We start from the raw sequence: 24,780 nt of genomic DNA on the forward strand, positions 1-24,780 counted from the left end.
CGCAAGGGCTGGGATTGCTTCGCTTCGCTCGCAATGACTGTAAAGATTTTTACCCATTTACTGAATTTGTAGTTAAAGGCGATCGCGCAGTGCATAATTTGAGTTCAGAAGGCGAAAGTTGAAGCTCAAAGCTCGAACATTGGACTTCAAAACGAGAATGTTCCAGTTCCAAACAAGAACGTTGCACCTCAGAACGAGAATCTTCGAGTTCAGAAGGCGAAACTTGAAGCAAAAAGCTCGAACATTGGACTTCAAAACAAGTACGTTGAAGCAAAAAGCATGAACGTTGCACCTCAAAACGAGAATGTTCTAGTTCCAAACAAGAACTTTGCACTTCCAAGCCTGAATGTTGCTGAAAAATCAAAAGGACACAACATTGTTGTGCCCCCAGCTTGGTATATTTACTTGCAAAATGGTGTTTTCCTTAATCTCGACCACACCTAAACACTAGTTGACGCAGCAAATTTAAGATTGCTCGAACAATTTCATTTCTTGCCACCAACGATTCAGGGGATAGTAAACTACTGGAGCCCAAAGACTGCTGAGGATAGCAGAAGCTAAGGCAACACGCTGATAATAAGTCCAGATGTATTCGGTTTTGCGATCGCCCATTAAACTCAACTCCACTCCAAAAATTGCCTCAGCGACAACTGCCATCACAAAGACAATCAAGGCAATAGAAATAAAGTCTTCTTCAATAAAACGCTGCTTCTGAAGCAAACCAGTCAACATCCCCACTATTCCTAGCGATAAGGCATGAGTGGGGTTAGGCGATGTCATCCCATCCTGAAGTAAGCCCAAAACTATACCAGCAAAAGCCCCAGACCAAACTGTGCGTTTTACACTCCAAGCCACCACCCAAATTAACAACCAGTTCGGCCCAATCCCCAATAATTCCATCCCTGGTAAGCGGGCTGGTAACAATAGCAAACATAACAACACAGATCCCGCTGTCACCGCCCAATCGACAAACTGACGTGTGCGAGGATTCCAACGTGCGATCGGCGGGATTTTAAATTTGGCTCTCCGCGCTGACGGTTTTGACTTATTTGGACGGCGACCAGTAAATGCAGGCATCTTCATGTTGGTGCAACAGTTATGGGGAGGGTAAGAATTAATTACTAATTCGTAATTTCTAGTTCGTCATGAGGATTTACGCAACAAAATTATAGAGTTTGCGTTTTTGACATCTTGGCAGTTTTCGACATCAGTGCTGCCTGGGTAGTATTTAACCCACTAGCTGCCAGTTTAGAAATCATCCTTTGAAACTATATTTAATTACGAATTACGAATTACGAATTACAAATTACAAACTGATTAATTAGATTTTGGCGGTTCTGGGTTGGTCGTTGGAGGATTTTCTGTTGCGGGGATGGGGTTTTCGGGTTTTGGATATACAGATACCCAATCGAGCGATCGTATTGGTGGGAAAAGTTCAACTTTTGCGACTGAAGCTGGAAGTTTCTTTAAATCTAAAGATTTAATTCTGCCGACTGCGACACCAGCAGGAAACTTTTGACTATAAGTGGAAGTAGAAACATAATCGCCTACTTTCACATTCGGAACTTTTTCATAAAATTCCAGCACTGCTTCCGCCGAAGAATCTCCGCGCAAAACCCCTTTGGCTGAGGTGCGACCGATTGTGACACCAACTTGGCTTTTCAGGTCACTAATTAATAAAACCCGGCTAGTATTGGGGGTGACGCTTTCTACCAAACCGACCAATCCGCCTTCTGCCCTCACAATGTAACCTTCTTGAATTCCAGCATTTGAGCCGCGATCCAAGGTGATTTGTTGCCACCAATGGTCAGCGCTACGTCCAACTACCCGCGCTGTCATTGGGCGAGAAGTAGCTGGCTCCTTCTCTACGTAGCCTAATAAATTTTGTAACTTTTTGTTTTGGCTTTCTAAATCAGCAATACGTGTTTGTAACTCCAATGTCCGCGCATCTTTCAGGCGTTCTTCTGCAGTAGGCCCCGTCTGCAACATTTGCAAAGGACGAGTAATCGTTTGATACATCTCCAGTAATAGCGCTCCTTGGGTTTGGCGTAAAATCCAAGCGCTACTTAACACGAGAGCGATTAATCCAATTTGTAGACCTTTGCGTTCCCACCAACGACGTAAGATAACCATCTATCCATACCCGATTTTTATATCTTTGAATATTGTGAAGAATTTTGGGTTCTATTTATAGGAAACCCAATATCAGATAATGAATTCTACGTATTTAGAACTCAATATCTGATATTTTTTATTACATATTGCGAGAACGACCGCTGAATACCCGTTCCAGCTGCTTGAAGTTTTCCAACACACGACCCGTTCCCAAAACCACACAACATAAAGGATCGGCAGCAATATGTGTGACGATACCTGTTTCATGGCTAATGAGAGTATCTAATCCTTTCAGTAAAGCACCACCACCAGCGAGCATAATTCCTCGATCAATAATGTCAGCTGCTAGTTCGGGAGGTGTCCGTTCTAATGTTCGCTTCACCGCTTCAATAATTACCGATAGCGGTTCCAACATACTTTCACGAATTTCCGGGCCTTTGATAGTTACAGTTCTAGGCAAACCAGAAAGCAAATGTAAGCCTCGGACTTCCATAATGGCATCATGATCATCATTGGTAGGATAAGCAGAACCAATGCGAATTTTTATGTCTTCCGCAGTACGTTCTCCAATCACCAAATTATGAACTTTCTTCATATATTGCAGGATGGAATCTGTTAGTTCATCACCTGCAATGCGAACTGATTCACTAATAACTGTACCTTGAAGACTAAGTACTGCTACTTCTGTGGTACCGCCACCAATATCAATGATCATGTTGCCAGTTGGTTCAGCAACTGGGAGTCCTGCGCCAATAGCCGCAGCGACTGGTTCATCAATTAAATAAACTTCTCTAGCGCCAGCTTGGGTAGCTGCATCCATCACTGCTCGTCTTTCTACACCCGTCACGCCGCTGGGAATACCAATGACAATCCGGGGTAAAATCAGCGATCTGCCTTCATTAACACGTTGAATAAAGCTTTTCAACATCAGTTCAGCTGTATCGAAGTCAGCGATTACACCATCACGCAAAGGACGGAGCGCAATCACATTTCCTGGTGTACGACCAAGCATTTTTTTAGCTTCTTCACCTACAGCCAGTGCAATCTTTTCGTTTTGATCGATGGCTACTACCGAAGGCTCTTGGAGTACAATACCTTTACCAGATACATAAACGAGGGTATTAGCAGTACCGAGGTCGATACCCATATCCCACGATGAGCGAAAGTTCCTGAAAAGACCCACGCGTCCTACGCCCCCTATTTGCAATACTTGATGATTAAAATGGTTAGGTTAATCGTGCTGGATTCTATTATGTTTTTGATCCTGAGTCCAGTAAAGCAGGCTATTTTTTTCAATAACTTTTGGCAATCTTTACGACAACTCAGTCGTTCTATTTTTTGATCTTCTGTGATTGACTCAGTATATCCGTAAACTTTTCTACAATCTTCTGAGTAATTTGTATCATTTTTAGACGCAACTATATTGCTAATTCTTTAACATATTTTCAACACTTTCACAATTCGCTATGATGGAATTCAGAATCAATAAGTACGTATGTACTGAAAGGTAACGCACATGAGCATCAATGTTGTCACCCTTGTCGGTCGTGTAGGCAGCGACCCAGATATTAAATATTTTGGTGCGACCCGTTGAATGGGAAACCAATCTCTTTTGAGGTTGGAAGCCATTCGCAAGGATAAGTAGGAATGCCTACATAACCTTGACAACTTAGCTTCTGAGAGGGTGAGATTTCTAAGAAATATTAAGAGGAATCAAACTTTTAATAAACTCTTTAGAATTTCAATTCCCTCCTTCTAGATGCAAGGAGATGCAACACCCCCACTAGGGCGACTGACTATCAAACTAGTGAAGCGGGGAGTAACGGAGGTAACTCTGAACCTGACAGAGAATCCCCCCAAGCAGAGATGGGCATGAGTAAGATTTTCTGAATCTACGTTTGAGCCGTCGTCATTTATATCAGCCTACACAGGTTATTGGCTGTGCCAAAAGGCAAGGATTTGGGCTAGGCAATCCGAAATTTGACCTAGAGCATCCCCACACAAACCCGGCGGATAGTAGAACTCTAACCCCATCGCAAAGCAGGAGCTAGGAACGGGATAACCCCTCAATTTCTCTCACAGTGGTCGATTTGTGAGCAGGGAGTCACCCGCATGGAATTGAAGGGAGGGATTGGCTCAGAAGCCAAAGCCTTTGGGAAAGCCAAAGGATATGCAGACAGAGCCACGGTAACTCAGAGATGGATAATTCAGTAGGAGTCAAAAAGTCATGGACACGGCAAACAAGCCGATGTATGAATGGGAGACAATCAACTGGTCAAAAACCCAGCGATTAGTCTTTAAGCTTCAAAAAAGAATCTATCGAGCCTCAGAGCGTGGTGATGTCAAGGCAGTTCGTCGGCTACAGAGGCTGTTGACCAAATCTTGGAACGCCAAAGCGGTAGCAGTCCGCAAAGTAACTCAGGACAATCAAGGCAAAAATACGCCTGGGGTTGATGGAGTCTCAAGACTCAGAAATCACCAGAAAATTCATCTTGCCAACAACCTGAACTTGAGTGACAAATCTCAACCAACAAAACGGGTATGGATTCCCAAGCCTGGGAGTGGTGAGATGCGACCGTTAGGAATACCAACGATGAAAGAAAGAGCGAAGCAAGCCCTATTGAAGCTGGCTCTAGAACCAGAATGGGAAGCAAAATTTGAGCCTAACAGTTACGGTTTTAGACCCGGTAGGTCATGTCATGACGCAATAACTGCAATTTATAACGGTATTGTGCAGAAGCCAAAATATGTTTTAGATGCAGATATTGAGAAGTGCTTTGACCGCATTAACCATAAAAAGCTACTTGATAAACTCAACACAACGCCAACATTTAGAAGACAGATTAGAGCTTGGCTCAAATCTGGAGTTATGGATGGAAAAACGTTATTCCCCACAGAAGAAGGCACGCCGCAGGGGGGAGTAATTTCACCTCTACTTGCCAACATTGCCTTACATGGAATCGAAGAAATGTTGACGAAAAATTTCTCTAGAAGAACAGGAAAAACTAGCAGAAAACGAAAACCTAGTTTCGTCAGATATGCAGATGATTTTGTTCTTATGGATGAGAGTTTGGAAGTAGTTCTAGAAGCAAAACAGTTAATAGAAACATGGTTAAGTGAAATGGGGTTAGTTCTCAAAGAATCTAAGACGCGAATCACTCATACATTCATGAAATATGAAGAAAAGGTAGGATTCGACTTCTTGGGATTTCATATCCGACAGTATCCATGTAGTGATAAACAAAGTGGGTCAGTTGGCGGAACTGAAAGAAAACGAGGATACAAAACGTTCATCAGACCCAGTAAAGAAGCCATCAAACGACACCTGAACAAAATTGATGACCTACTGGAAAGAAATGGCAAATCTAGCCAAGAACAAGTAATTAATGCGCTTAACCCAGTTATTAGAGGGTGGGCAGCATATTACTCAACTGTTGCTAGCAGTCATACTTTTAACAATATGGATAGTATTTTGTACCAGAAATTGTTTGCCTGGGCTAAGAAAAGAAAAAATCGGGGACAAAACAATACTGAGCTAGTCTCCAATTACTGGGGGGTCAACAGAGGATTAGGCTGGAAATTCATGACTCCAGATAATGAGTATGTCCTAGAAAGATACCGGGACACTCACATCAAAAGGCACGTCAAAATCAAAGGGGAAAGAAGCCCCTATGATGGCGACCTAACTTACTGGAGTAATCGTCTGGCTCAACATCCTATGCTACGTCATGTAGTAGCCAAACTCTTGATTAAACAGGAGAAAAAATGTAGCGAATGTCATCTCATGTTTACCAGTGAAGACATTATGGAAGTTCATCACATCGATCAAAATCGCGGAAATAACAAACTCAGCAATCTTACACTGGTGCATCGACATTGCCATGACATCATACACGCAAGAGGTACACACGCAAGCTGAGTTATTGAGGAGCCGTGTGCGGTGAAAGTCGCACGCACGGTTCTGAAACAGAGGTAAGCAGGGCGACTTGCTTATCGACTGTAACAGTCAGGCAGTGTCAAGTGTAGATTGACGTTAGCAGTCAACAGGCGATCGCGAAATCGAGATGAGCCTGATTGGTTCACATTAGAATTATGGGATAAAACAGCAGAGATTGCTGGTAATTATGTGCGGAAAGGTAGCTTAATTGGTATCAAAGGCTCCTTAAAGTTTGACACATGGAGCGATCGCCAAACTGGAGCAAATAGATCTTCGCCAATTATCAGAGTAGACCAACTAGAGTTGTTAGGTTCTAAACGAGACAGTGAAGCAGCAATGACAGATATGTCCTCAGAACATTTCTAAAATGAATCCAAAGTCAAAAGTCCAGGGTCATAGAGTTTGACACTGGACTGTTGACTGTTGACCGTTGACTGTTGACTGTTGACTAATAACTAATTTGCAATGTCACCGATGCTTCTACTTGCTGTTCGCCACCAATTACTGGAGTCGAAGCATCAGCTTGAGCTAGCTTCGCAGACTCAGCACGGTATAAAACAGGTAATGGTGGGGGCGCACTCGCACCGTTAACTTGAATGCTTACTACTTCTTTAGATGTCAAACCCAAGGAACCGAAAACTGCTTGTGCTTGTGCTTGCGCGTCTTGGGTAGCTTCTTTGAGTGCTTGCTTTTGAGCAGCTGCGATCGCTTCATCAGTTGCCACAAAACTAATACCATTAATTTGTGTAGCACCAGCTTTTACAGCTTCGTCCAATAAGGGGCCAGCTTTTTCTGTTGCAATCCGAAAACTAACGGTATTGCTAGCAGCATACCCAGTAATTCGCTGCACGTTATTGGTATAACTATAAACTGGATTCAAACGAATACCTGTGGTTTGTAACTTCTCCACATTCCGGCTCTTGAGTAGCGCCACTACTGCTGCTGAACGCTGGGCTGCTTCTTGCTGTACTTCCTGGGCTGTTTTACCCTGAATTTCTACCCCTAAGTTAACTAAAGATAGGGTAGTAGGAATTGATTCCATACCACGACCACTCACAGTCAGAGTACGCCACAATTTTTCTTTTTCTTGAGCTAACCCTGGTTGTATAAAAGTTACACAGACAAGCAGAGCTAAAGGTAGGGTTTTACAAAAATTGCCAACGTTAAACCGTGAACCGGATAAAGCGGCTCTCAACATAAAATTTGCACTCCTCAAAAAAATTATCTCGGATGTTTGTCATAGAGCATATCTAACAATCAACATTTAACGGTTAACTGTGCATAGTCAACCGCCACCACTAAGTTTTCACAATTCTTATGGGATTGAATAGATACGATTTGTATGTTTATACTTTGACACTGTTACAGTCAAAAACGGAAATGGTTTCATTTTTTGAAACTAAAAAAATTACAACTGACCAATAATTCATTGATGGTACAAGCCGCCGTTTTGCTGTGGAATCAATATAAAATCTTCAAGCTCCCGTTTCGCTACGGGGTCAATCTAAAATTGTTTGACTGTGGAGATTTTGATGGCGTATTGGCTGCTGAAAACTGAACCCGATAGTTATTCCTACTCTGATTTAGCAATAGAAGGCAGTACAGTTTGGGATGGAGTCAACAATCCTCTAGCTTTAAAACATCTGCGAACAATGGTGATTGGTGACTTGGCTTTGATTTACCATACAGGGAAAGAACGGCAGGTTGTAGGTATAGCAGAGATAGTCAGTCAACCTTACGCCGATCCAGCATTAAATGATGCCAAACGTACAGTTGTAGATGTACGGGCAATACAGAAAGTCAAACAGCCAGTTACCTTAGCTCAAATCAAGCAAGATAGTTTTTTTAAAGACTTTGACTTACTAAGACTTTCTAGATTATCTGTCGTCCCAGTTTCAGAATCCTATTGGCAACGCTTAATGCAGTTAGCAAACAACAAATGAGTGCTCAGAAGCCAGTGCGTTGAGGACGACAGTTGCGTGGGCGGGTTTCCCGACTGGAGCAAACTGTCCGTTGAGGTTCTCTCCGTTGTAGTAACTGGCGTTGCTGAGTAAAAATGCCAGTGAGACTTTTATACATGACGGTGAAATTTTTTTAATTAGGGCTGCCTAAAAAGTCCCTAATCTGGCGAGATAGCAGCAGGCTTCTCGTGGAAACAGGTAAAAATAAAGAGAAAGATTTTCGCAGAACCAATGCAGTTTTTAAATGCAATCAGCTCCTCTGTTCCCCTGTTGGCCAGCGCCACAGAAACAGTAGACAGTTCAATGGTAATGGCAGCAGTGCTGCTAAGTTTAGTGGTAATTTACTTCGCCAGCAAAGTTGGCGGAGAGTTATCTAACAGGGTTGGTTTACCCCCAGTTTTAGGCGAACTGGTAGGCGGTGTTGTCGTCGGTATCTCTGTGTTGCACCTTTTAGTATTTCCTGAAGGTGGCACAGATAGTTCTAGTTCTTTAATTATTGCCTTCCTACAATCTACTGCTGGGTTAACTCCACAAGCTGCTGATGGTGTGTTTGCAGCGCAGTCAGAAGTGATTTCTGTGTTAGCAGAATTGGGTGTAATCGTTCTGCTATTTGAAATTGGTTTGGAGTCGAACTTAAAAGACTTAATGGCGGTTGGTATCCAAGCCACAATTGTTGCAGTCGTCGGAGTAGTAGCACCTTTTGCTGCAGGTACTGTGGGGTTGATGACTTTGTTTGGTATCGATGCTGTTCCAGCGATTTTTGCTGGCGCAGCCTTGACTGCTACAAGTATTGGGATTACGTCCAAGGTACTTTCAGAAATTGGACGACTCAATTCTAAAGAAGGGCAGATTATTCTAGGTGCGGCTGTAATTGATGACGTACTAGGAATTATTGTCTTGGCAGTGGTTGCTAGCTTGGCTAAAGATGGTGAAGTAGATGTCACTAAAGTTATTTTTCTCATTATCAGTGCAACTACTTTCCTGCTAGGCGCAATTTTGCTAGGCAATTTTTTCAACAAGTCTTTTGTATCCATCGTCAACCGTCTCAAAACCCGGGGTGAATTGGTAATTCCAGCATTCATCTTTGCCTTTGTGATGGCATATCTCGCTGCTGTAATCCAATTAGAAGCAATTTTGGGAGCTTTTGCGGCTGGTTTAGTCTTGGAAGAGACGGATAAGCGTAAAGAATTGCAAAAGCAAGTCATTCCCATTGCCGATATGTTAGTGCCAATTTTCTTTGTCACTGTCGGTGCAAAAACTGATTTGGGTGTATTAAACCCTGCTATTCCCACTAATCGGGAAGGTTTAATCATGGCTAGTTTCCTGATTATCGTAGCCATTATTGGAAAAGTAATTACAGGCTTAACGGTATTTGGTCAGCCAGAAATCAACCGTTTAGCCATTGGTGTGGGGATGATTCCCAGAGGTGAAGTAGGATTGGTATTTGCTGGTGTTGGTGCTGCTAGTGGGGCACTCTCCAAACCACTGGGAGCAGCAATTATCATGATGGTAATTTTGACAACCTTTTTGGCACCACCTCTGTTACGGTTTGTCTTTCCAGATCCAGCTAGCGAAACAACAGATACAGAGACATTGGTATTAGATGGTGCTGGTGCTACATCCTTAACAATCGAAGAACCTCAGTTGATGACCGCACAATCGCCAGATGTAGCTAATTTAGAATCGGCTCCGGATTCTTCAGAGACTTAATTGGATTCTTAAGTAGAAACACCCTGTTGATTATCTACTGAGGTAGATTAAGACTGAGTTCTGAATCATTACAATTCAGAACTCAGTCAGCTTAAATGCGATCGCTCTCGGTGTTGGCTACGTAGCATTCCGTGATCATAGTTCTCAATGTACTTGAGTATTTTCCTATGGTCACGGGAAACTTATAGCTTTGAGTGTCCGTCCCCTAAGATTGTTAATTTGGTTTTTTCTCATTCAGACCAGTATTTGTCCTTTGATCGGTTGCTAGCTTTTCCCTGTTTTACTATCTTTACTTTGGTTATTTTTTCAGCAGTGAGGAAGTAAGTAGTAGTCATGAACGGCATACACCAAGTATGAGCAAGGGAATAGAGACTAGTATTTTTTACTTAGACTCTGTACTCACAACTTTTGCTAGCGATCGCATAACTTGAACTCAATTACCTGACTAATTCAAGTTTTACTGACTGGGATTTACTGCTTAAAGTCAATTCTGGTGATTTTTTGTGGTTGTGGTCTGGTGCGATCGCTAGCAAAATCAAAGCTTGTGGCAAATTTGATGCTCTTAAGTTGATGTCTTAATAGCAATGTTCAAGCTCAAATAGGCATAAAAATTCATTTTAGGTGATGCAAGTGTGACAATTTACCAATATGTTGAAATATTAACTACTCCCATGAATGTAAATCAGCAGAAATGACTTTGAATCTAAATTGGTTAATACCTGGTACGTTAGGAACTGTTTTGTTGCTAGCATCACCAACATTGGCAGCGAGGCTAGATTCTTGGCGTTTTGATGCCAATCAAAACCAGCTAGAAATCAATACGATGGGTGCTGTGCAACCGAAGGCACAATTACTTTTCAACCCTACTCGTCTAGTAATTGATCTACCACAAACTGTATTTGGCCGTCCCCAAGTCACGCAAAATTTTGGCGGAGCAGTTCGCTCAATTCGTGTGGGACAGTTTGACCAAGAAACAACCCGCATCGTAGTCGAAATCAACCCAGGCTATACCATAGACCCCAAGCGGGTACAATTTACCCCGATTAATGACAGCCGTTGGCTGGTAAAATTACCCGATCCAGAAGTGGTGAAAATACCATCTGGCGATCGCAATGTTTACAATCCAGCTGCAACAGATGCTGCACCTCAACCTGAGTTACCCCCGTTGATAAACGCCACAGCAGGAGTGACTCAAATTCAGAGATTACGAGTCACGGGTGATGGATTTTTTATCTTGACTAGTGGTGGTAACCCGAAGATAGAAGTGAATCGGACTGAGGACAAAAAGTTAATTAATATCGATATCTCTGGCGCTGCTTTATCACCAAGGTTTGACCAACAGGATATCTTAATTAACCGCTATGGCGTGAATCGGATTCAATTCAAGCAATTACAAAATCAACCGCCTGTAGTGCGGATGACAATGCGGGTAGAGAGTAATAGCCCTGATTGGCGGGCTATGAGTAGCAGGGTTGGTGAGTTAGTTGTTTTGCCCAATAATAGTGGCGTGGCATCCAGCGAAGATAATAATCGACCGCCTGTAACATCTTCTAGCAACTCCCCAGCCAATATTCAATCTGTAGAATTAGCGGGGAACGGCACACAATTGCTGATTCGTGCTGACCAAGCTGTATCTGCAACAGGTGGTTGGGATAGATCTTCTGGTTTGTTCCGCATTACAATTCCCAATGCTAAGGTATCTCCCAGGGTTCAAGGGCCAGCTTTAGATGCTACTAGTCCAATTTTGCGGGTAAGACTCCAACCCCAAGAACCAAATACAGTGGTTGTCTTAGTTCAGCCAGCATCCGGAGTGCAAATTGGCGAACTTAACCAAGTTGGTAGTCAGCTAATAGCGCTACAATTACAACGCTTTTCCCAAGTTAGACCACCTCTCGATTTACCACCGCGATCGCCTTCAGATCTACCAGATAACAATCTTCCCCTACCTGGTTCAGGTTCCACAATTCCCAATGGGCGAATGGTAGTGCTAATTGACCCCGGACATGGCGGTAAAGACCCAGGAGCCATTGGGATTGGTGGAGTGCGTGAGAAGGATATCATCCTCCCCATTGGCATAAGAGTGGCACAGATATTGCAGCAAAATGGCGTGCAAGTAATTATGAGCCGTAATTCTGACTATTTTGTCAGCTTGGAAGGGCGAGTTGTGATGGCAGCCAGAGCAAGAGCTGATGTCTTTGTCAGTATTCATGCTAATTCAGCAGGTGCAGGTCGTCCTGATGTGAATGGATTAGAAACGTATTATTACGACAGTGGTCTCAGTTTGGCTCGCATTGTTCATAGCAACATTCTCCAAAGTTTAAATATCAGAGACCGCGGAGTGCGACGAGCTAGATTTTATGTCCTCAGAAAAAGTTCTATGCCTTCTATTTTGGTAGAAACTGGCTATTTAACTGGTCAAGTGGATGTTGCCAACCTCCAAAGCTCAAATTATCAAAATCAAATGGCGGAAGCGATCGCTCGCGGTATCCTCCAGTATCTTAAACAAAGATAATCAAGCAGCAAAAGTTGAGTAATTTCACTAGCAGCGGGTTCTCAAAATAGATACTTACGTAATTTTAATACCAACTTAAGGATTAAAATATTTATTGCTGAATAACTACTACAAGAAATATCGATGAAACTCTTTCTTCCCAGTCAACGCTCAACAATCAACAGTCAACATTTAGGACTATTTTCCAGATAATCATGCTGAAAAATTTATCAAAGCTAACTCACTTATAAAGTCAATTAATCTCATCTGTACAGTTCGACACACCCATCTATAAAATATTTTTCTAAATATTAAAGAGTGGCTGTCACTAGCCTTGGTACACAAACTAAACGTAGTTAGAGTTTTACACTAGGTGCATTAATTACTAGTAAACAAACAGTTAACTGCAGGATAAAGGGTAAAGAGGGAAGTATGAAGCTCATACCTGAAGATAAATCTGCTAGACGACAACAAGCTACCTGGTTTTTACGGGAGTTGACCTCAAAATACCTCTTTATTGTGCGACCTAATTAAATTTACTTACTTTGGAGAAAATTCTGTTTTTTACTTCTTGAGACTTTATCCTGATTCTTCAGAAACACTTTACGAACATACTTCAATGGTCAGTTTAATTCTAATTATCTTTTTTTGGTGTACCTTAATGCTTTGGAGATGGAATTTGGCAGCATTCACAACATGGCAAAGTTGCAAAAATATGCTAAAATTCCACGCCATTAAGTATGTTGTTAATGCCAGCGCCAAAAGTTTTTGCTGCATTAAAGCTAATGTTTGGGCGGTGACGGTGTGAGGATTTATCAATATTTTGAAAGCTTAACGGCTCCCATGAATGCGAATCAGGAGAAAGGACTGTGAAATTACACTGGTTACTACCCGGTACTTTTGGAACCATCTTCATACTGTCGTCGCCGGCATTTGCAGCGAGACTAGAATCTTGGCGTTTTGATGCCAATCAAAATCAGTTAGAAATCAACACCGCCGGTGGCGTACAACCAAAGGCGCAACTCATTTTCAACCCTACTCGTTTGGTAATTGATTTACCACAAACTGTATTTGGTCGTCCTCAGGTAACCCAACCAGTAGGCGGCGGAATTCGTTCAGTGCGTGTGGGACAGTTCGACCCAGAAACAACTCGTATTGTGGTCGAACTGAACCCAGGGTACACCATAGACCCGCAACAAATAAAATTTACAGGTATCACTGCCAGTCGGTGGTCAGTAAAGTTACCGAATCCCAAAATGGAGCAGGTGTCTGCGTCTAATAATCTTCCAGAGCAACAAACACCAGTTCCTCGAACTATCACTCCTGCTAAACCACCAGCCACCTCATTACCGCCGAGAAATATTTACAACGTAGTCAGAACCGCCCCGGTTACTCCCATCGATAATCGCACTGCGGTTAACTCTAATTCAGGCGCAACTCAAATTCAAAAATTACAACCCACAGGTGATGGATTTTTTATCCGTACCAGTGGCGGTAACCCCAAAATTCAGGTCAACCGCACTGAAGACAGAAAGACAATTAATATTGATATTGCTGGGGCTGCTTTGGCACCCACATTTGAGCAGCAGGATGTCTCAATTAACCGCTATGGCGTGAATCGCATTCAATTTAGCCAATTACAATCTCAACCGCCTGTCGTGCGGATGACAATGCGGGTAGATAGCAATAGTCCCGATTGGCGAGCCAGTAATAGCAGTGTGGGTGGCTTTGTACTTTTACCCAATAGTGGTGGAGTGAGATTACCTGCAGGGAATAACAATGCCAATGTTGTCATCCCCAGTACCAACTCTCCAGCGACAATTCAATCTGTAGAATTAGCTGGGAATGGTACGCAGTTAATAATTCGCGGTGACCAAGCTTTGTCTGCTACAGGTGGTTGGGATAGATCCTCTGGCTTGTTTCGCATTACTATTCCTAATGCTAAGTTAGCTCCTAGGGTGAACGGGCCCGACTTAAACGCCAGTAGCCCGATTCTGCGAGTGAAACTACAACCCCAAGAACCAAATACAGTAGTTGTCTATGTTCAACCAGCAGCAGGCGTACAAATTGGCGAACTTAACCAAATTGGGAATCAGTTAGTAGCATTACAACTACAACGCTCTCGAGCAATTACATCGCCCAGAATACCCCCTGTAGCTTTACCACCCTTACCACCCACCCAAGGGCAATTACCAGACCCCGCAGATAATCCCCGAACTATACCGCAGCCAACACCACGTCCCACAGTTCCTAGAGGCAAATTATTAGTAGTGATTGACCCCGGACATGGTGGTAAGGATTCTGGTGCACCTGGCTTAGGCGGACTGCTAGAAAAAGATGTGGTTTTACCCATTGGCAAACGAGTAGCCTCGATTTTGCAGCAAAATGGCGTACAAGTAGTGTTGACTAGGGATGCTGACTTCTTTGTAGAACTTCAGGGACGGGTAGATATCGCCGAGCGAGTAAATGCGACTTTGTTTGTCAGCATTCATGCTAACTCAGTTGATCGTCGCCCTGATGTGAATGGATTAGAAGTATATTATTACGACAGCGGTTACGGTCTAGCCGAAACTGTCCGCAAGTCGATTCTCCAGAATATCGGCACTATCAAAGACCGAGGTACGCGTAAAGCGCGATTCTACGTCCTCAGAAAGAGTTCTATGCCTTCAATTTTGGTAGAAACTGGCTATATGACTGGTCGAGAAGACAATCCGAGACTAGGTAACCCAGATTACCAAAATCGCATGGCAGAAGCGATCGCTAATGGCATTCTCAAGTACTTACAAAGAAGGTAAAAATGTAGTAGAACTTACCTAGTTAAAGAGGTGATATCAGACTTCTTTTGCGTACAGGATTTATGAGTCTTAGCAAATTGGCTACTAAATCCTGTATCTTAAATCAAAAAACCTCAACCCATATCTGCCCGTGTATTCATCTTCCATCTTTGAAGGCAATCTTTATAATTTTTCCGAGCAAGAACCACAACGCGCCCCGATAGGTATCTTTGATAGCGGCGTGGGTGGTTTAACGGTATTACGACAAGTTTATCGGCAACTTCCTAACGAATCTGTTATTTATTTTGGCGATACAGCGCGACTGCCCTATGGCATTCGTTCACAAGCAGAAATTCTACAGTATGTGCGCGAAATTTTGACCTGGATGCAACAGCAACAGGTCAAAATGGTAATTATGGCTTGTAACACCAGTTCGGCTTTAGCTTTAGATATTGTCCGCGCAGAATTTAATCTGCCTATTCTTGGCGTGATTCTCCCAGGAGCTAGAGCCGCGGTGCAACAAGGCAAGCGGATTGGTGTGATTGCTACCCCCGCCACGGCTAAAAGTAATGCTTATAAGCAAGCGATACTAGAGATTGATCCTCATGTCCAAGTCTGGCAAGTTGGTTGCCCAGAATTTGTGCCTCTAATTGAGCAAAACCGGATTCATGACCCCTACACCACTGAAGTGGCTCGCTCATATTTAGAACCCTTAATCAAGCAGGAAATCGATACTTTAGTTTACGGCTGTACCCATTATCCTCACCTTGCCCCTGTCCTGCGATCGCTTCTTCCTGCTCATGTGAAGCTAGTTGATCCAGCAGTTAATGTTGTCGCCGCTTGTATCCAAGATTTAGACTTATTAGGTTTAAGGAATACCCATCCCCCACTACCCACACGCTTTGCGGTTAGCGGCTGTGCCCAACAGTTTGCCCAATCAGGATTACAGTGGTTAGGCTATACTCCATTAGTTGAGGAAGTTAGCTTCAGTGAAGCTAAAGCTTCTCACTTATAACAAAAATTTGTTTGTAGTAGTGTTTACGAATCAAGAGTCCACAGTCCAAAACAATTTTTTGTGGAGTGCAGACGCGATTAATCGCGTCTCTCCAAACCTTGACTACTGACTATTAACAACTTCAGTCACCTTTGGTGCTACTGATAGCTCTTGTGTATGTTTCTTCTGCCCTGCCAAAGTTACATTTGTAGCATCACTGTTTTTTCCTGTTCGCTTTGCTAGTGCTAAGAGTAGGTAAACGGTGAACAAATATCCAGCAGCTAAAATAAAAATCATCATAGGCATATTTCCGTAAATCATTGTTCTACCAGCACCTTTCTCAAACGAATATGCACTTTCAACACATAAGTAAAACTTCTACCACCCAAGAGGATTCTTGATGGCTGTAGTTTGCTATGCTAGACTACTCCGTAGGGATAAATTCTCTACGGAAAACGGATTTAGTATTTAACTTAATTTTTCACGGACTATACATTCCAGAGCAGTTAAATTGCCAAACGGCAATCCCTAACTACTCTCTTCAGCAGTCTACCTAGTCCGTGTTATTGCTGCTCACACCGCTTTTACAGGAGTTACGCCAAAGCTCAATGTCAAGTAAAACCGAGCGGTGCCCTGTAGGGCTGGCGTATAACTCCAAACCAAGAGGCTGCAAGCCGCGGATATTAAATCAGGAATCACTCCCTTGACTCAACCGCGACAATCTATTGACTCACAACTCCTAAAGAGTATAATTACCTAAAGGTAATTTACTTTCGGCGAGTGAATATCTGAAAAATTTAAAATCCCTAGATCTTAGCGTAACACAAGGTTCCCGACTTTTAAGCCAACTTTGTGGCTAAATTTTAAAATTTCTCAAGGGCTTCAACAAGTGAGAACAATTTAGCTTAACAACTCATGATGCGGGTACTTAATTATACTAAATAATTGATAACTGGTACAAATAATTAACTGTAACAAAAGTAACTCAGTAAATAAAATTTAAATAATAAATTTTTTGAATAGAGAAATATAGCTCTGCAAAATAGTTTTTAGGCAGAGATTTTTTAAAGTATTAAAAATAACTACTATTACGAAATAATACGACAGTACTTAAGTAATTCCTATTATTCACCAGTAAAGATATGGTGAACTCATCTGAAGAGGCTAGAAACCTGATAGATTTCAAGTTTGTCTTGAAAAAGTAAGATGCAGATAATTATAAACCTTTGCTGTAGCTGAAGATACATTTTCCTCAATAATTCAGCCGAACTTCAAAAGCTTGAGTCACTCATGAGTAATCCCTGATTTACCAAAGGTTAATGCCAATGCTTCAAATTGTCCGAGGGAAGAGGATTTTAACTGAAGGACTAACACTTTAGTTATGGGAACTAGGAACGAGTATCACCTTAAAAGGGGTTAAAAGACAATAGACTTCGATGTTTCAAAGAAAAATTATGAGAATTTTGCGGTTGCTGATGGCAGTTAATTTTGCCCTGTCCACTATTTTAATCAACATAAAAAAACTAATAAATCAGGAATATCAAGACTTTCGCCTATTACTGAAGAGTTCTGAGTGAGGTATTCCCGGATCAAAAGTTTGCGCTGGCCCTGGGTTATCTTAAAATGAGTATAGGATATGTAAACTTTCGTAACCTAAGCCAGAGTCCGCCCATCCATGACCCCAGCCACCTCCCTGTTTACCCCTGTGGAAGCAGACCTGCGAATACTAGCAGATAATCTCAAACAGCTAGTTGGAAATCGCCACCCCATACTTTATGCAGCCGCCGAACACCTATTTGGTGCTGGGGGAAAGCGCATTAGACCAGCTATAGTTCTGCTGATTGCGCGAGCGACCATGCTAGAACAAGACATTACATCCCGTCACCGACGTTTAGCTGAGATTACAGAAATGATCCACACAGCAAGCTTGGTGCACGATGATGTAGTGGATGAATCTCAAATGCGACGCGGTGTCTCGACTGTTCATAGTTTGTTCGGTAACCGCATAGCCGTATTAGCAGGAGACTTTCTCTTTGCCCAATCCTCCTGGTATTTAGCCAACTTGGACAATTTAGAAGTCGTGAAACTGCTTTCTGAAGTGATTATGGATTTGGCCGCTGGAGAAATCCAGCAGGGACTAAATCGCTTTGATACTAATATCTCGATAGAGACTTACTTAAACAAGAGCTATTACAAAACTGCTTCATTAATTGCCAACAGCTCAAAAGCAGCTGGCTTACTCAGTGATGTATCCCCAGAAACCGCCGAACATTTGTATAACTACGGTCGCCATCTGGGTCTAGCTTTCCAGATTGTGGATGATATTTTCGATTTCACGAGTTCAGTAGAGACTTTGGGTAAACCAGTGGGTTCTGATCTCAAGAGTGGAAATCTCACTGCACCAGTGTTATTCGCTCTAGCGGAAAAACCTTATTTAGAAGTATTGATTGAGAGAGAGTTTGCTCAAGAAGGAGATTTAGAGCAAGCGCTGAGACTGATTCAAGAAAGCCAAGGAATACAGCAGGCGCGAGAATTAGCAGATCACCATGCAAAACTCGCCACTGAACATATTGCTGTTCTACCACCCTCAGAATCGCGTCAAGCCTTAATTAACATGGCTAACTATGTACTGAGTAGGCTGTATTAAGGATTAGGGGCTAGAAACTGGGTAGTATATGAAAATACCCAATGCCCCATTCCCTTCAAGCAATATCAGGTGGTACTTGTCTTGGCGATCGCTTTTTTTGCAGTTGTTGCTGAATCCGGTTTTGTAAATCAGAACGCTGCACCTCAACAGCGTTTGTACTCATGCCAGAAGTTTCAAAAAATACTATACTATCTACGGTTTCTAGTGCCACCAGTTGGAACAAAATGTGAGTTACAGGAATTTCTGTAGCTATTACTTGCTCCTCAACCCCCGCAGATGAGGCCAGTGAGGCATCTTTTAAGGTAGGAAATGCGTAAATAACATGTTTTTCTAATCTTGGGTTTGCCCGATTGCTCAATGTAGTTAAAACCCACTCAGACTCCACACTTTGGAGAATATAATACTGAGAGTGACTTAACTGATGAGCGATCGCCTTTAAAGCAGGGGCAATTGCTGTAACAAGTTGTGGTGTTATACCATCGTGAGGTGCATTATCAATCAACAATTGAATTTGTGCTTCTAAATCCATAATGACTTGTCCACGGCTCCTGGGTAATGGCCATAACATCAAAACAGAGTATGATCAACCCAACCAAGTTGGGAATAATAAATTAAACCAAATCTTGAATGCAGGATTGGTCTGCGTTTAGCTTATACGCAAAATCATCAAGCCAACACCCACGGTCGTACAGGTTGTGTTTAAGTATGTTAGGGTCTTTTAAAAACAGAGACTATGAATTCAGCCGCAACCGCAACTATTCAGGGAGAAGATTCTATCGGCGTGGAGGTGATATTTCAACTCCTATTCAAGGAGCTTAAACAGTCAACCAAAGCTTCGGAACGGAATTGCCATGATGTGGCAACACGAATTGCCGCCGAAGTATACCGCATTTGCACCGAGAGTAAACGTATTCAAGCTTCCGGTGCTATAGAAAATTCAGCGATGACTCTAGCTAAACACCGACTCCAACAGTGTATTAGATACTATCAGTTGGGTTCAAATCGGGGTAGGGTCGAACTACATAGCACTTTAAGTGCCATCATTTATCGCTATATTAACCCGCCTCAGAAGCAATTGAGTTATCAAGGGCGGTTAACTATCATTGAAGATTTCCTACAGAGCTTTTATTTGGAGGCTTTGAACGCTTTCCGCCGCGAAAATCAATTGGGTAGTGCCTATCGCCCCCAAACATTATTGGAATTGGCAGAATACATGGCATTTACCGAGCGCTATGGTAAGCGACGGATACCTTTGCCAGGACGACAACAGCAGCTAATTATTCTTCGAGCGCAAACCTTCTCGCAACAGCAACCTCCAGAAACCAGTGTAGACATTGAACAAGCCTCAGAAGGTAGTGCTAACGAGGCTGATGGTTCCTGGGAAGAACCAGCAGTACAACAACTGCGTTCGGCAATGGCTACGCAAGCAGAACCAGAACCCGAAGAAGACACACTACGCTCTGTTGTCATTACAGAACTATTAAATTATCTGGAACAACGCCAACAAAACGACTGTGCCGATTACTTCAGCCTCCGCCTTCAGGATCTCTCAGCACAGGAAATAGAGTCGATTTTGGGCTTAACCCCTCGCCAGAGGGATTACTTACAACAAAGGTTTAAATATCATTTAATTCGGTTTGCCTTGTTGCATCGTTGGGAATTGGTTCATGAATGGTTGGAAGCTTCATTACCTACGAATTTAGGTTTGACTCCCCAGCAATGGCAAGCATATACAGCAGAGCTAGATGAAAAACAGCGGTCTCTACTAGATATGAAGCAGCAAGGAGAACCTGATGAAAAAATTGCCAAAACCTTAGGTTTGTCTATGGCTCAACTACAAAAACGCTGGTTTAAAATTCTTGAACAAGCTTGGGAAATTCGTAACTCTTTAGTGTCCGGATCAGGTGCATCTACTCATGAATAGTGACTCAGAATCCTTTCATCACCAATTACTTAGTTTGGTGTTGGCAGAAGATGTCACCACCACTGAGTTCTCCTCGGTAGATTGTCAGGAAATTAACGGGGTGGAAAACCCACTTAAGCAAACTGCCGGCTTTGAAGGTGGGAGGCAAGAGTTGGGTGGGACACCCCAAACCTTTCAATTGGGAGAAATTCCTACTGTGCAAGAACGTTTTCAAGCCGTCATTAAACACCGGTTACAACTTCAAATTCAAAACCGTCCTCCCTTATTCCCTTGGGAAACACAATTAGTAGACTACCCCGATTACGCCGACGAACCATCGGTAGCTTTTGTTCCTACTTGGGGTTGGATAGCACAACAGTCAAAGCTGAATTTGCCAGTTACTCTGCCGGAAAGCATTTTCCGTCAGTTGTTAGCAAAATGTCAAGTATTACTGACATCTTCCCTACCTTTGGGGGCAAAATTAGTTCAGGCTGTGGAAGAGTTATTTCCTAGCGATACTCAAACCCTAAACAACCTCAACAGCATAGCTGGATTAGTTCTGAGAAGTCCTTCTCGATCTGTAGAAGCACTGGAGACAATGCCTAATCTTCAGAACGATTATTCAGATTTAAAAGAATCTCAACAAATGGCGTTGTCGTTACTCACAGTTAAGCAACTACTAGAGACTTTAACTATACCCATCTCACTCACCAATTCAGTGGTAGAAAGAGAATGGCTGACTACTGTGGGTGTTCTGAAGCTGAAAATTGAATACCAATCCCAGAAAGGAAAACTGCGGGTTCAAGGTGAGTTACCCACAAGAGGTATTTTCCAACTTCAAGGTAATGGTACCCAAGCCGTAGCCCAGTCTTCTAGTGTGGGAAGCTTGATTGTAGAATTACCTTGCCAGCACATTAACCAAACTTATACCTTAGAAGTGGATTTCCCAGAAATCGACCAACAGCCACTTTTGTTTGTGATTAATCCAACATAAGTGAAATGGTCATTACTAGCACCCTAGTTTGATAAACGTCAATAGATAATTGCAGATTATCCTGGTTTTGAAACTTATCTTTTTTTTTCAACAAGCGGTATTGAAGGAGCCTACGCAAACATATATTGATTGGTAGAACCTAGCACAAGACGCGTAGATTCACAGAGAGGCATTTATATTTTGCTACCACTTTACTTAGGAAATTCCCATTCGCTAAAGGCATTTCCATAGAGTAGGGTAGGGTAGTAGCTGGAGGTAGGTTAGTTAATTTCCATACCCAGCATAGTGTCTTAGCGTCTACATCATCGCTTGGCTCGTACTTTAAATGTTTAACTTATCCAGGATCAATCGGTTTTGGCGTCTACCTGTAGGACATGACGATTGGCGGCAAAATCAGCAGAAGTCGCCTTTGATAGAAGTGGAAGATTCAATTGCCTTACGGGTGCTAGTGTTAGCTTTGGTAATTACGGGAATTGGGGCAACTGATATTGCTGCCCAGACTAATTTTAGTCTTTGGGCTATTCCTGTAAGTGTTATGGGTGCAATTTGGAGTTACCGTAGTCGCCGCAATGCCAATATTACAGTCAAGTTCTGCATTGCCATAGGAATGTTAGTAGCACTGGGTGCTTTCTTTGGGCGGTTATTAGGGGAATTAAATGATACCCGGTTGGGTTTAGCAGAGTTGCTGATTCAACTTCAAATACTCCACAGCTTTGATACGCCCCGTCGAAAAGATTTGGGCTATTCAATTGTCATTGGGCTCATTTTACTAGGGGTGGCAGCAACCCTGAGTCAGACTTTAGCATTTGCGCCTGTGCTGTTGTTATTTTTAGCGATCGCACTGCCAACTTTAGTCCAAGATTATCGCTCTAGACTGGGCTTGGAGAAACTAAACCTGAAACCAGCAAAGGTAAAAGAGAAAAAATTATCTTCTCTTTTACCTTTTTATTTTTTACTATTTACATTAATTGTGGCTCTAGGGCTGGCGATTTTTGCGGTTTTACCGAGATTTCCTGGTTATCAATTACGTACTTTTCCTGTTAGTTCTTCTATTCCTATTAAAGGTAATTTTACAGGTCGGAGCATTATTAATCCTGGTTATGTCCGTCAAGGTAATAGCAAAAATCCAGGCGATGGTAACAATGGTGATGGGAATGGCCAAGGCGCAAACGGCCAACCAGGCAAAATAGATGATAATTTTTATTACGGCTTTAATAGCCAAATGAACCAAAACCTGCGGGGCGCAATGAAGCCCAAGGTAGTGATGCGGGTGCGATCGCAGGCTGAGGGTTTTTGGCGCGTATTAGCATTTGATCGCTATACAGGTAAAGGCTGGGAAGTATCTCGCAATGAAGATGTTACCACCCTGCGGCGATCGCCTTGGTCTTACCAAATTTTTCTACCGAGGCCAATTATTGGGGGCAAAACTCAAGAGATAGTACAAACTTATACGGTTGTATCAGATTTACCTAACTTAATCCCTGCACTAAGTTATCCCAAAGAAATTTACTTTCCCACATCGATCATCGCTGTCGATAAAGAAAATGGCTTGCGATCGCCTGTGGCATTATCAGAGGATCTCACCTATACAGTCATTTCGGAAGTACCATACCGCAATCGCACTAACTTAGGACAAGCCTCTACTAAATATCCCCAAAGCATCAAAAATTATTATCTGCAAATTCCCCCAGAAATTGCCGAAAAAGTTAAACAACGCACGGAAGAAATACTCGCTAACTACAATCGTGAACGAGTAGGTAAGTCAAATAAAACCTTAGATTCTGCCTATGAAAAAACTCTTTACCTAGCCCAGTACTTAAAACAAAACTATTCTATTCCCGATGATCCTTTAGGGCTACCTTATTTAGGTGATCAAGAAGATTTAGTGGATACTTTCTTGTTTAAGTACCAAGGAGGCTACCCAGACCACTTTTCTACAGTACTCACAATCATGCTGCGTTCTATAGGCATTCCTGCACGCTTGGTAGCAGGATTTAGCCCAGGACAATTCAATCCGTTTACGGGGATGTATGTTGTCCGTAATACAGATGCCTATGCCATGACGGAAGTTTACTTTCCTAAATATGGCTGGTTTGCCTTTGATCCAATTCCTAACCATCCGCTTATACCCCCATCAATAGAAGATACTCAGACTTTTAGCGTCCTAAATCAACTGTGGCGCTGGGTGGCTGGCTGGTTACCTTCTCCTGTTAAAGGCTGGCTGGATTATCTATTTGGGACAATATTTATCTCTTTGAGTAAAGCGATCGCTTGGTTTTTTGCTTTATTCTCTCAGGGTTGGCTAGGTGTGTTGACTGGCTTAATCTTGTCCACCACAACTGCTTTCTTTACTTGGCTGGGTTGGGTACAGTGGCGCGAGTGGCTGAACCGTCGATGGTTAAAAAGATTATCACCAATGGAAAGCCTTTATCAACAAATGCTGCAATGGACAGCAAAACAAGGTTTAGGCAAACATCCGGCACAAACACCCTTAGAGTACGCCAGAGTTGCTTACCAGCATCATGCCCCAAGTAACGCCCAGATAATTGATGAAATTTGTCAAGCCTATGTGAAGTGGCGTTATGGTAGCCATACTCCTAACTTGCAGCAACTACGACAACGGTGGCAAGAAGTAACAACTAGCACCACTAAGGGACTTTCAAAGAAAAAAATCACCAATCGCTAGGGGTAGCAGGGCCAGCAGAGGGAGAGAAAGAATTTGCTCAATACCTTCGCCCTTGCTGATTGAATAATTTAATTTCTGGAAGTCCCTAAACTGAATTCAAAAAATTTATGACCTAAGCTTTCTAACGATGATTTACAAACTTGAAGTAAGGGAGAAACTGTAATTCCCTTACTTTTTTGTTTTTACCCTGATACCAGGTTGAAAATCAAATGCGATAAACAGATAAACATAAGCATATATTGGTGTGTTTGTATAAATTATTATGTGTAAAATAGGTTTTTAATTAGTATAAGCGCCGATAAAATTTTTATACCAACCCGTTATTACGAAAATCTCACCTAATCTAGGTTTGAGGGTGGGAACCTGTTGCCAAATTGTCAAGAATTGGTATTAATAGGTTTATGTATTAAAAAAGACGTGTAAGTATAATTTGTCTAAGGTTTATTTTGCATATATCTTTAGGATGATTTTCGGGTAAATTAGTGTAGAAATCGCTAAAGATAGCAATTTTTATATAAAAACTAGGAATAACGTTAATTTAAGCGTTGTAACTCGAATTTTTTAGGGA

Annotated in this window: 18 protein-coding genes and 1 pseudogene; 11 read left to right on the top strand and 8 right to left on the bottom strand. The window is 42.3% G+C overall.

Annotated features, from left to right (window positions below):
- Positions 1–49 precede the first annotated feature (49 nt).
- The 4 genes from HGR01_RS32540 to HGR01_RS32555 form a co-directional block, all read right to left on the bottom strand.
- Positions 50–334: a hypothetical protein gene (locus tag HGR01_RS32540; RefSeq protein ID WP_194007708.1), complete on the bottom strand. Its 285-nt coding sequence runs from the start codon at positions 332–334 to the stop codon at positions 50–52.
- Between the two features lie 131 nt (positions 335–465).
- Complete coding sequence (gene mreD, locus HGR01_RS32545; protein ID WP_045868141.1) at positions 466–1,083, bottom strand: rod shape-determining protein MreD; 618 nt, start codon at positions 1,081–1,083, stop codon at positions 466–468.
- A gap of 234 nt (positions 1,084–1,317) precedes the next feature.
- Positions 1,318–2,133, bottom strand: a complete 816-nt coding sequence (gene mreC, locus HGR01_RS32550) for a rod shape-determining protein MreC (RefSeq protein WP_045868140.1) — start codon at positions 2,131–2,133, stop codon at positions 1,318–1,320.
- A gap of 121 nt (positions 2,134–2,254) precedes the next feature.
- Positions 2,255–3,262 carry a rod shape-determining protein gene (locus HGR01_RS32555; RefSeq protein WP_045868139.1) on the bottom strand — a complete coding sequence of 336 codons (1,008 nt, stop codon included), beginning with the start codon at positions 3,260–3,262 and terminating at the stop codon, positions 2,255–2,257.
- Positions 3,263–4,342: 1,080 nt separating this feature from the next.
- Here HGR01_RS32555 and ltrA point away from each other — a divergent pair.
- Both ltrA and ssb read left to right on the top strand, forming a co-directional pair.
- On the top strand, positions 4,343–6,034 hold the full coding sequence (gene ltrA, locus HGR01_RS32560) for a group II intron reverse transcriptase/maturase (RefSeq protein WP_045868138.1): 1,692 nt from the start codon (positions 4,343–4,345) through the stop codon (positions 6,032–6,034).
- A gap of 84 nt (positions 6,035–6,118) precedes the next feature.
- A pseudogene (gene ssb, locus HGR01_RS32565) lies at positions 6,119–6,418 on the top strand (single-stranded DNA-binding protein); the annotation flags it as partial.
- 82 nt (positions 6,419–6,500) lie between these two features.
- Here ssb and HGR01_RS32570 read toward each other — a convergent pair.
- On the bottom strand, positions 6,501–7,250 hold the full coding sequence (locus HGR01_RS32570; RefSeq protein ID WP_045868136.1) for an SIMPL domain-containing protein: 750 nt from the start codon (positions 7,248–7,250) through the stop codon (positions 6,501–6,503).
- 334 nt (positions 7,251–7,584) lie between these two features.
- Here HGR01_RS32570 and HGR01_RS32575 point away from each other — a divergent pair, with 334 nt between their 5' ends.
- Positions 7,585–7,995, top strand: coding sequence for an EVE domain-containing protein (locus HGR01_RS32575; protein ID WP_045868135.1), 411 nt, complete (start codon positions 7,585–7,587; stop codon positions 7,993–7,995).
- 4 nt (positions 7,996–7,999) lie between these two features.
- Here HGR01_RS32575 and HGR01_RS32580 read toward each other — a convergent pair whose 3' ends face one another.
- Positions 8,000–8,131 (bottom strand): hypothetical protein, encoded by a 132-nt coding sequence (locus tag HGR01_RS32580; RefSeq protein WP_255325148.1) that lies wholly within the window; start codon positions 8,129–8,131, stop codon positions 8,000–8,002.
- 113 nt (positions 8,132–8,244) lie between these two features.
- Between HGR01_RS32580 and HGR01_RS32585 the strand changes: the two genes are divergently transcribed.
- The 4 genes from HGR01_RS32585 to murI all read left to right on the top strand — a co-directional run bounded on the left by HGR01_RS32585 (position 8,245) and on the right by murI (position 16,003).
- The gene (locus HGR01_RS32585; RefSeq protein ID WP_045868134.1) at positions 8,245–9,723 is read left to right on the top strand and encodes a cation:proton antiporter; all 1,479 of its coding nucleotides are present in this window, start codon (positions 8,245–8,247) and stop codon (positions 9,721–9,723) included.
- A 697-nt stretch (positions 9,724–10,420) separates the two neighbouring features.
- Positions 10,421–12,235 carry an N-acetylmuramoyl-L-alanine amidase gene (locus HGR01_RS32590; protein ID WP_045868877.1) on the top strand — a complete coding sequence of 605 codons (1,815 nt, stop codon included), beginning with the start codon at positions 10,421–10,423 and terminating at the stop codon, positions 12,233–12,235.
- Between the two features lie 848 nt (positions 12,236–13,083).
- A complete protein-coding gene (locus HGR01_RS32595) occupies positions 13,084–15,009 on the top strand; it encodes an N-acetylmuramoyl-L-alanine amidase (protein WP_045868133.1) in 1,926 nt (641 codons plus the stop codon).
- Between the two features lie 130 nt (positions 15,010–15,139).
- Positions 15,140–16,003: a glutamate racemase gene (gene murI / locus HGR01_RS32600; RefSeq protein ID WP_045868132.1), complete on the top strand. Its 864-nt coding sequence runs from the start codon at positions 15,140–15,142 to the stop codon at positions 16,001–16,003.
- A 102-nt stretch (positions 16,004–16,105) separates the two neighbouring features.
- Here murI and HGR01_RS32605 read toward each other — a convergent pair whose 3' ends face one another.
- A complete protein-coding gene (locus tag HGR01_RS32605) occupies positions 16,106–16,303 on the bottom strand; it encodes a hypothetical protein (RefSeq protein WP_045868131.1) in 198 nt (65 codons plus the stop codon).
- A gap of 1,354 nt (positions 16,304–17,657) precedes the next feature.
- On the opposite strand from HGR01_RS32605, the gene sds reads away from it, so the two are divergent.
- Entirely contained in the window at positions 17,658–18,629 is a 972-nt protein-coding gene (gene sds / locus HGR01_RS32610; RefSeq protein ID WP_045868130.1) for a solanesyl diphosphate synthase, read from the top strand.
- Positions 18,630–18,684: 55 nt separating this feature from the next.
- On the opposite strand, the gene HGR01_RS32615 is transcribed toward sds, so the two are convergent.
- Positions 18,685–19,158 (bottom strand): hypothetical protein, encoded by a 474-nt coding sequence (locus HGR01_RS32615; protein ID WP_045868129.1) that lies wholly within the window; start codon positions 19,156–19,158, stop codon positions 18,685–18,687.
- 204 nt (positions 19,159–19,362) lie between these two features.
- On the opposite strand from HGR01_RS32615, the gene hetZ reads away from it, so the two are divergent.
- The 3 genes from hetZ to HGR01_RS32630 all read left to right on the top strand — a co-directional run bounded on the left by hetZ (position 19,363) and on the right by HGR01_RS32630 (position 24,212).
- Positions 19,363–20,553 carry a heterocyst differentiation protein HetZ gene (hetZ, locus tag HGR01_RS32620; protein WP_045868128.1) on the top strand — a complete coding sequence of 397 codons (1,191 nt, stop codon included), beginning with the start codon at positions 19,363–19,365 and terminating at the stop codon, positions 20,551–20,553.
- Positions 20,546–21,526, top strand: coding sequence for a PatU (locus HGR01_RS32625; protein ID WP_096621908.1), 981 nt, complete (start codon positions 20,546–20,548; stop codon positions 21,524–21,526). Before hetZ ends, HGR01_RS32625 begins: the two co-directional genes overlap by 8 nt.
- 325 nt (positions 21,527–21,851) lie before the next feature.
- Positions 21,852–24,212 (top strand): DUF3488 and DUF4129 domain-containing transglutaminase family protein, encoded by a 2,361-nt coding sequence (locus tag HGR01_RS32630; protein WP_045868127.1) that lies wholly within the window; start codon positions 21,852–21,854, stop codon positions 24,210–24,212.
- The last annotated feature ends 568 nt before the right edge of the window (positions 24,213–24,780 follow it).

It is taken from the genome of Tolypothrix sp. PCC 7712, from assembly GCF_025860405.1.
In the GTDB taxonomy this organism is placed as follows: Bacteria; Cyanobacteriota; Cyanobacteriia; order Cyanobacteriales; family Nostocaceae; genus Aulosira; species Aulosira diplosiphon.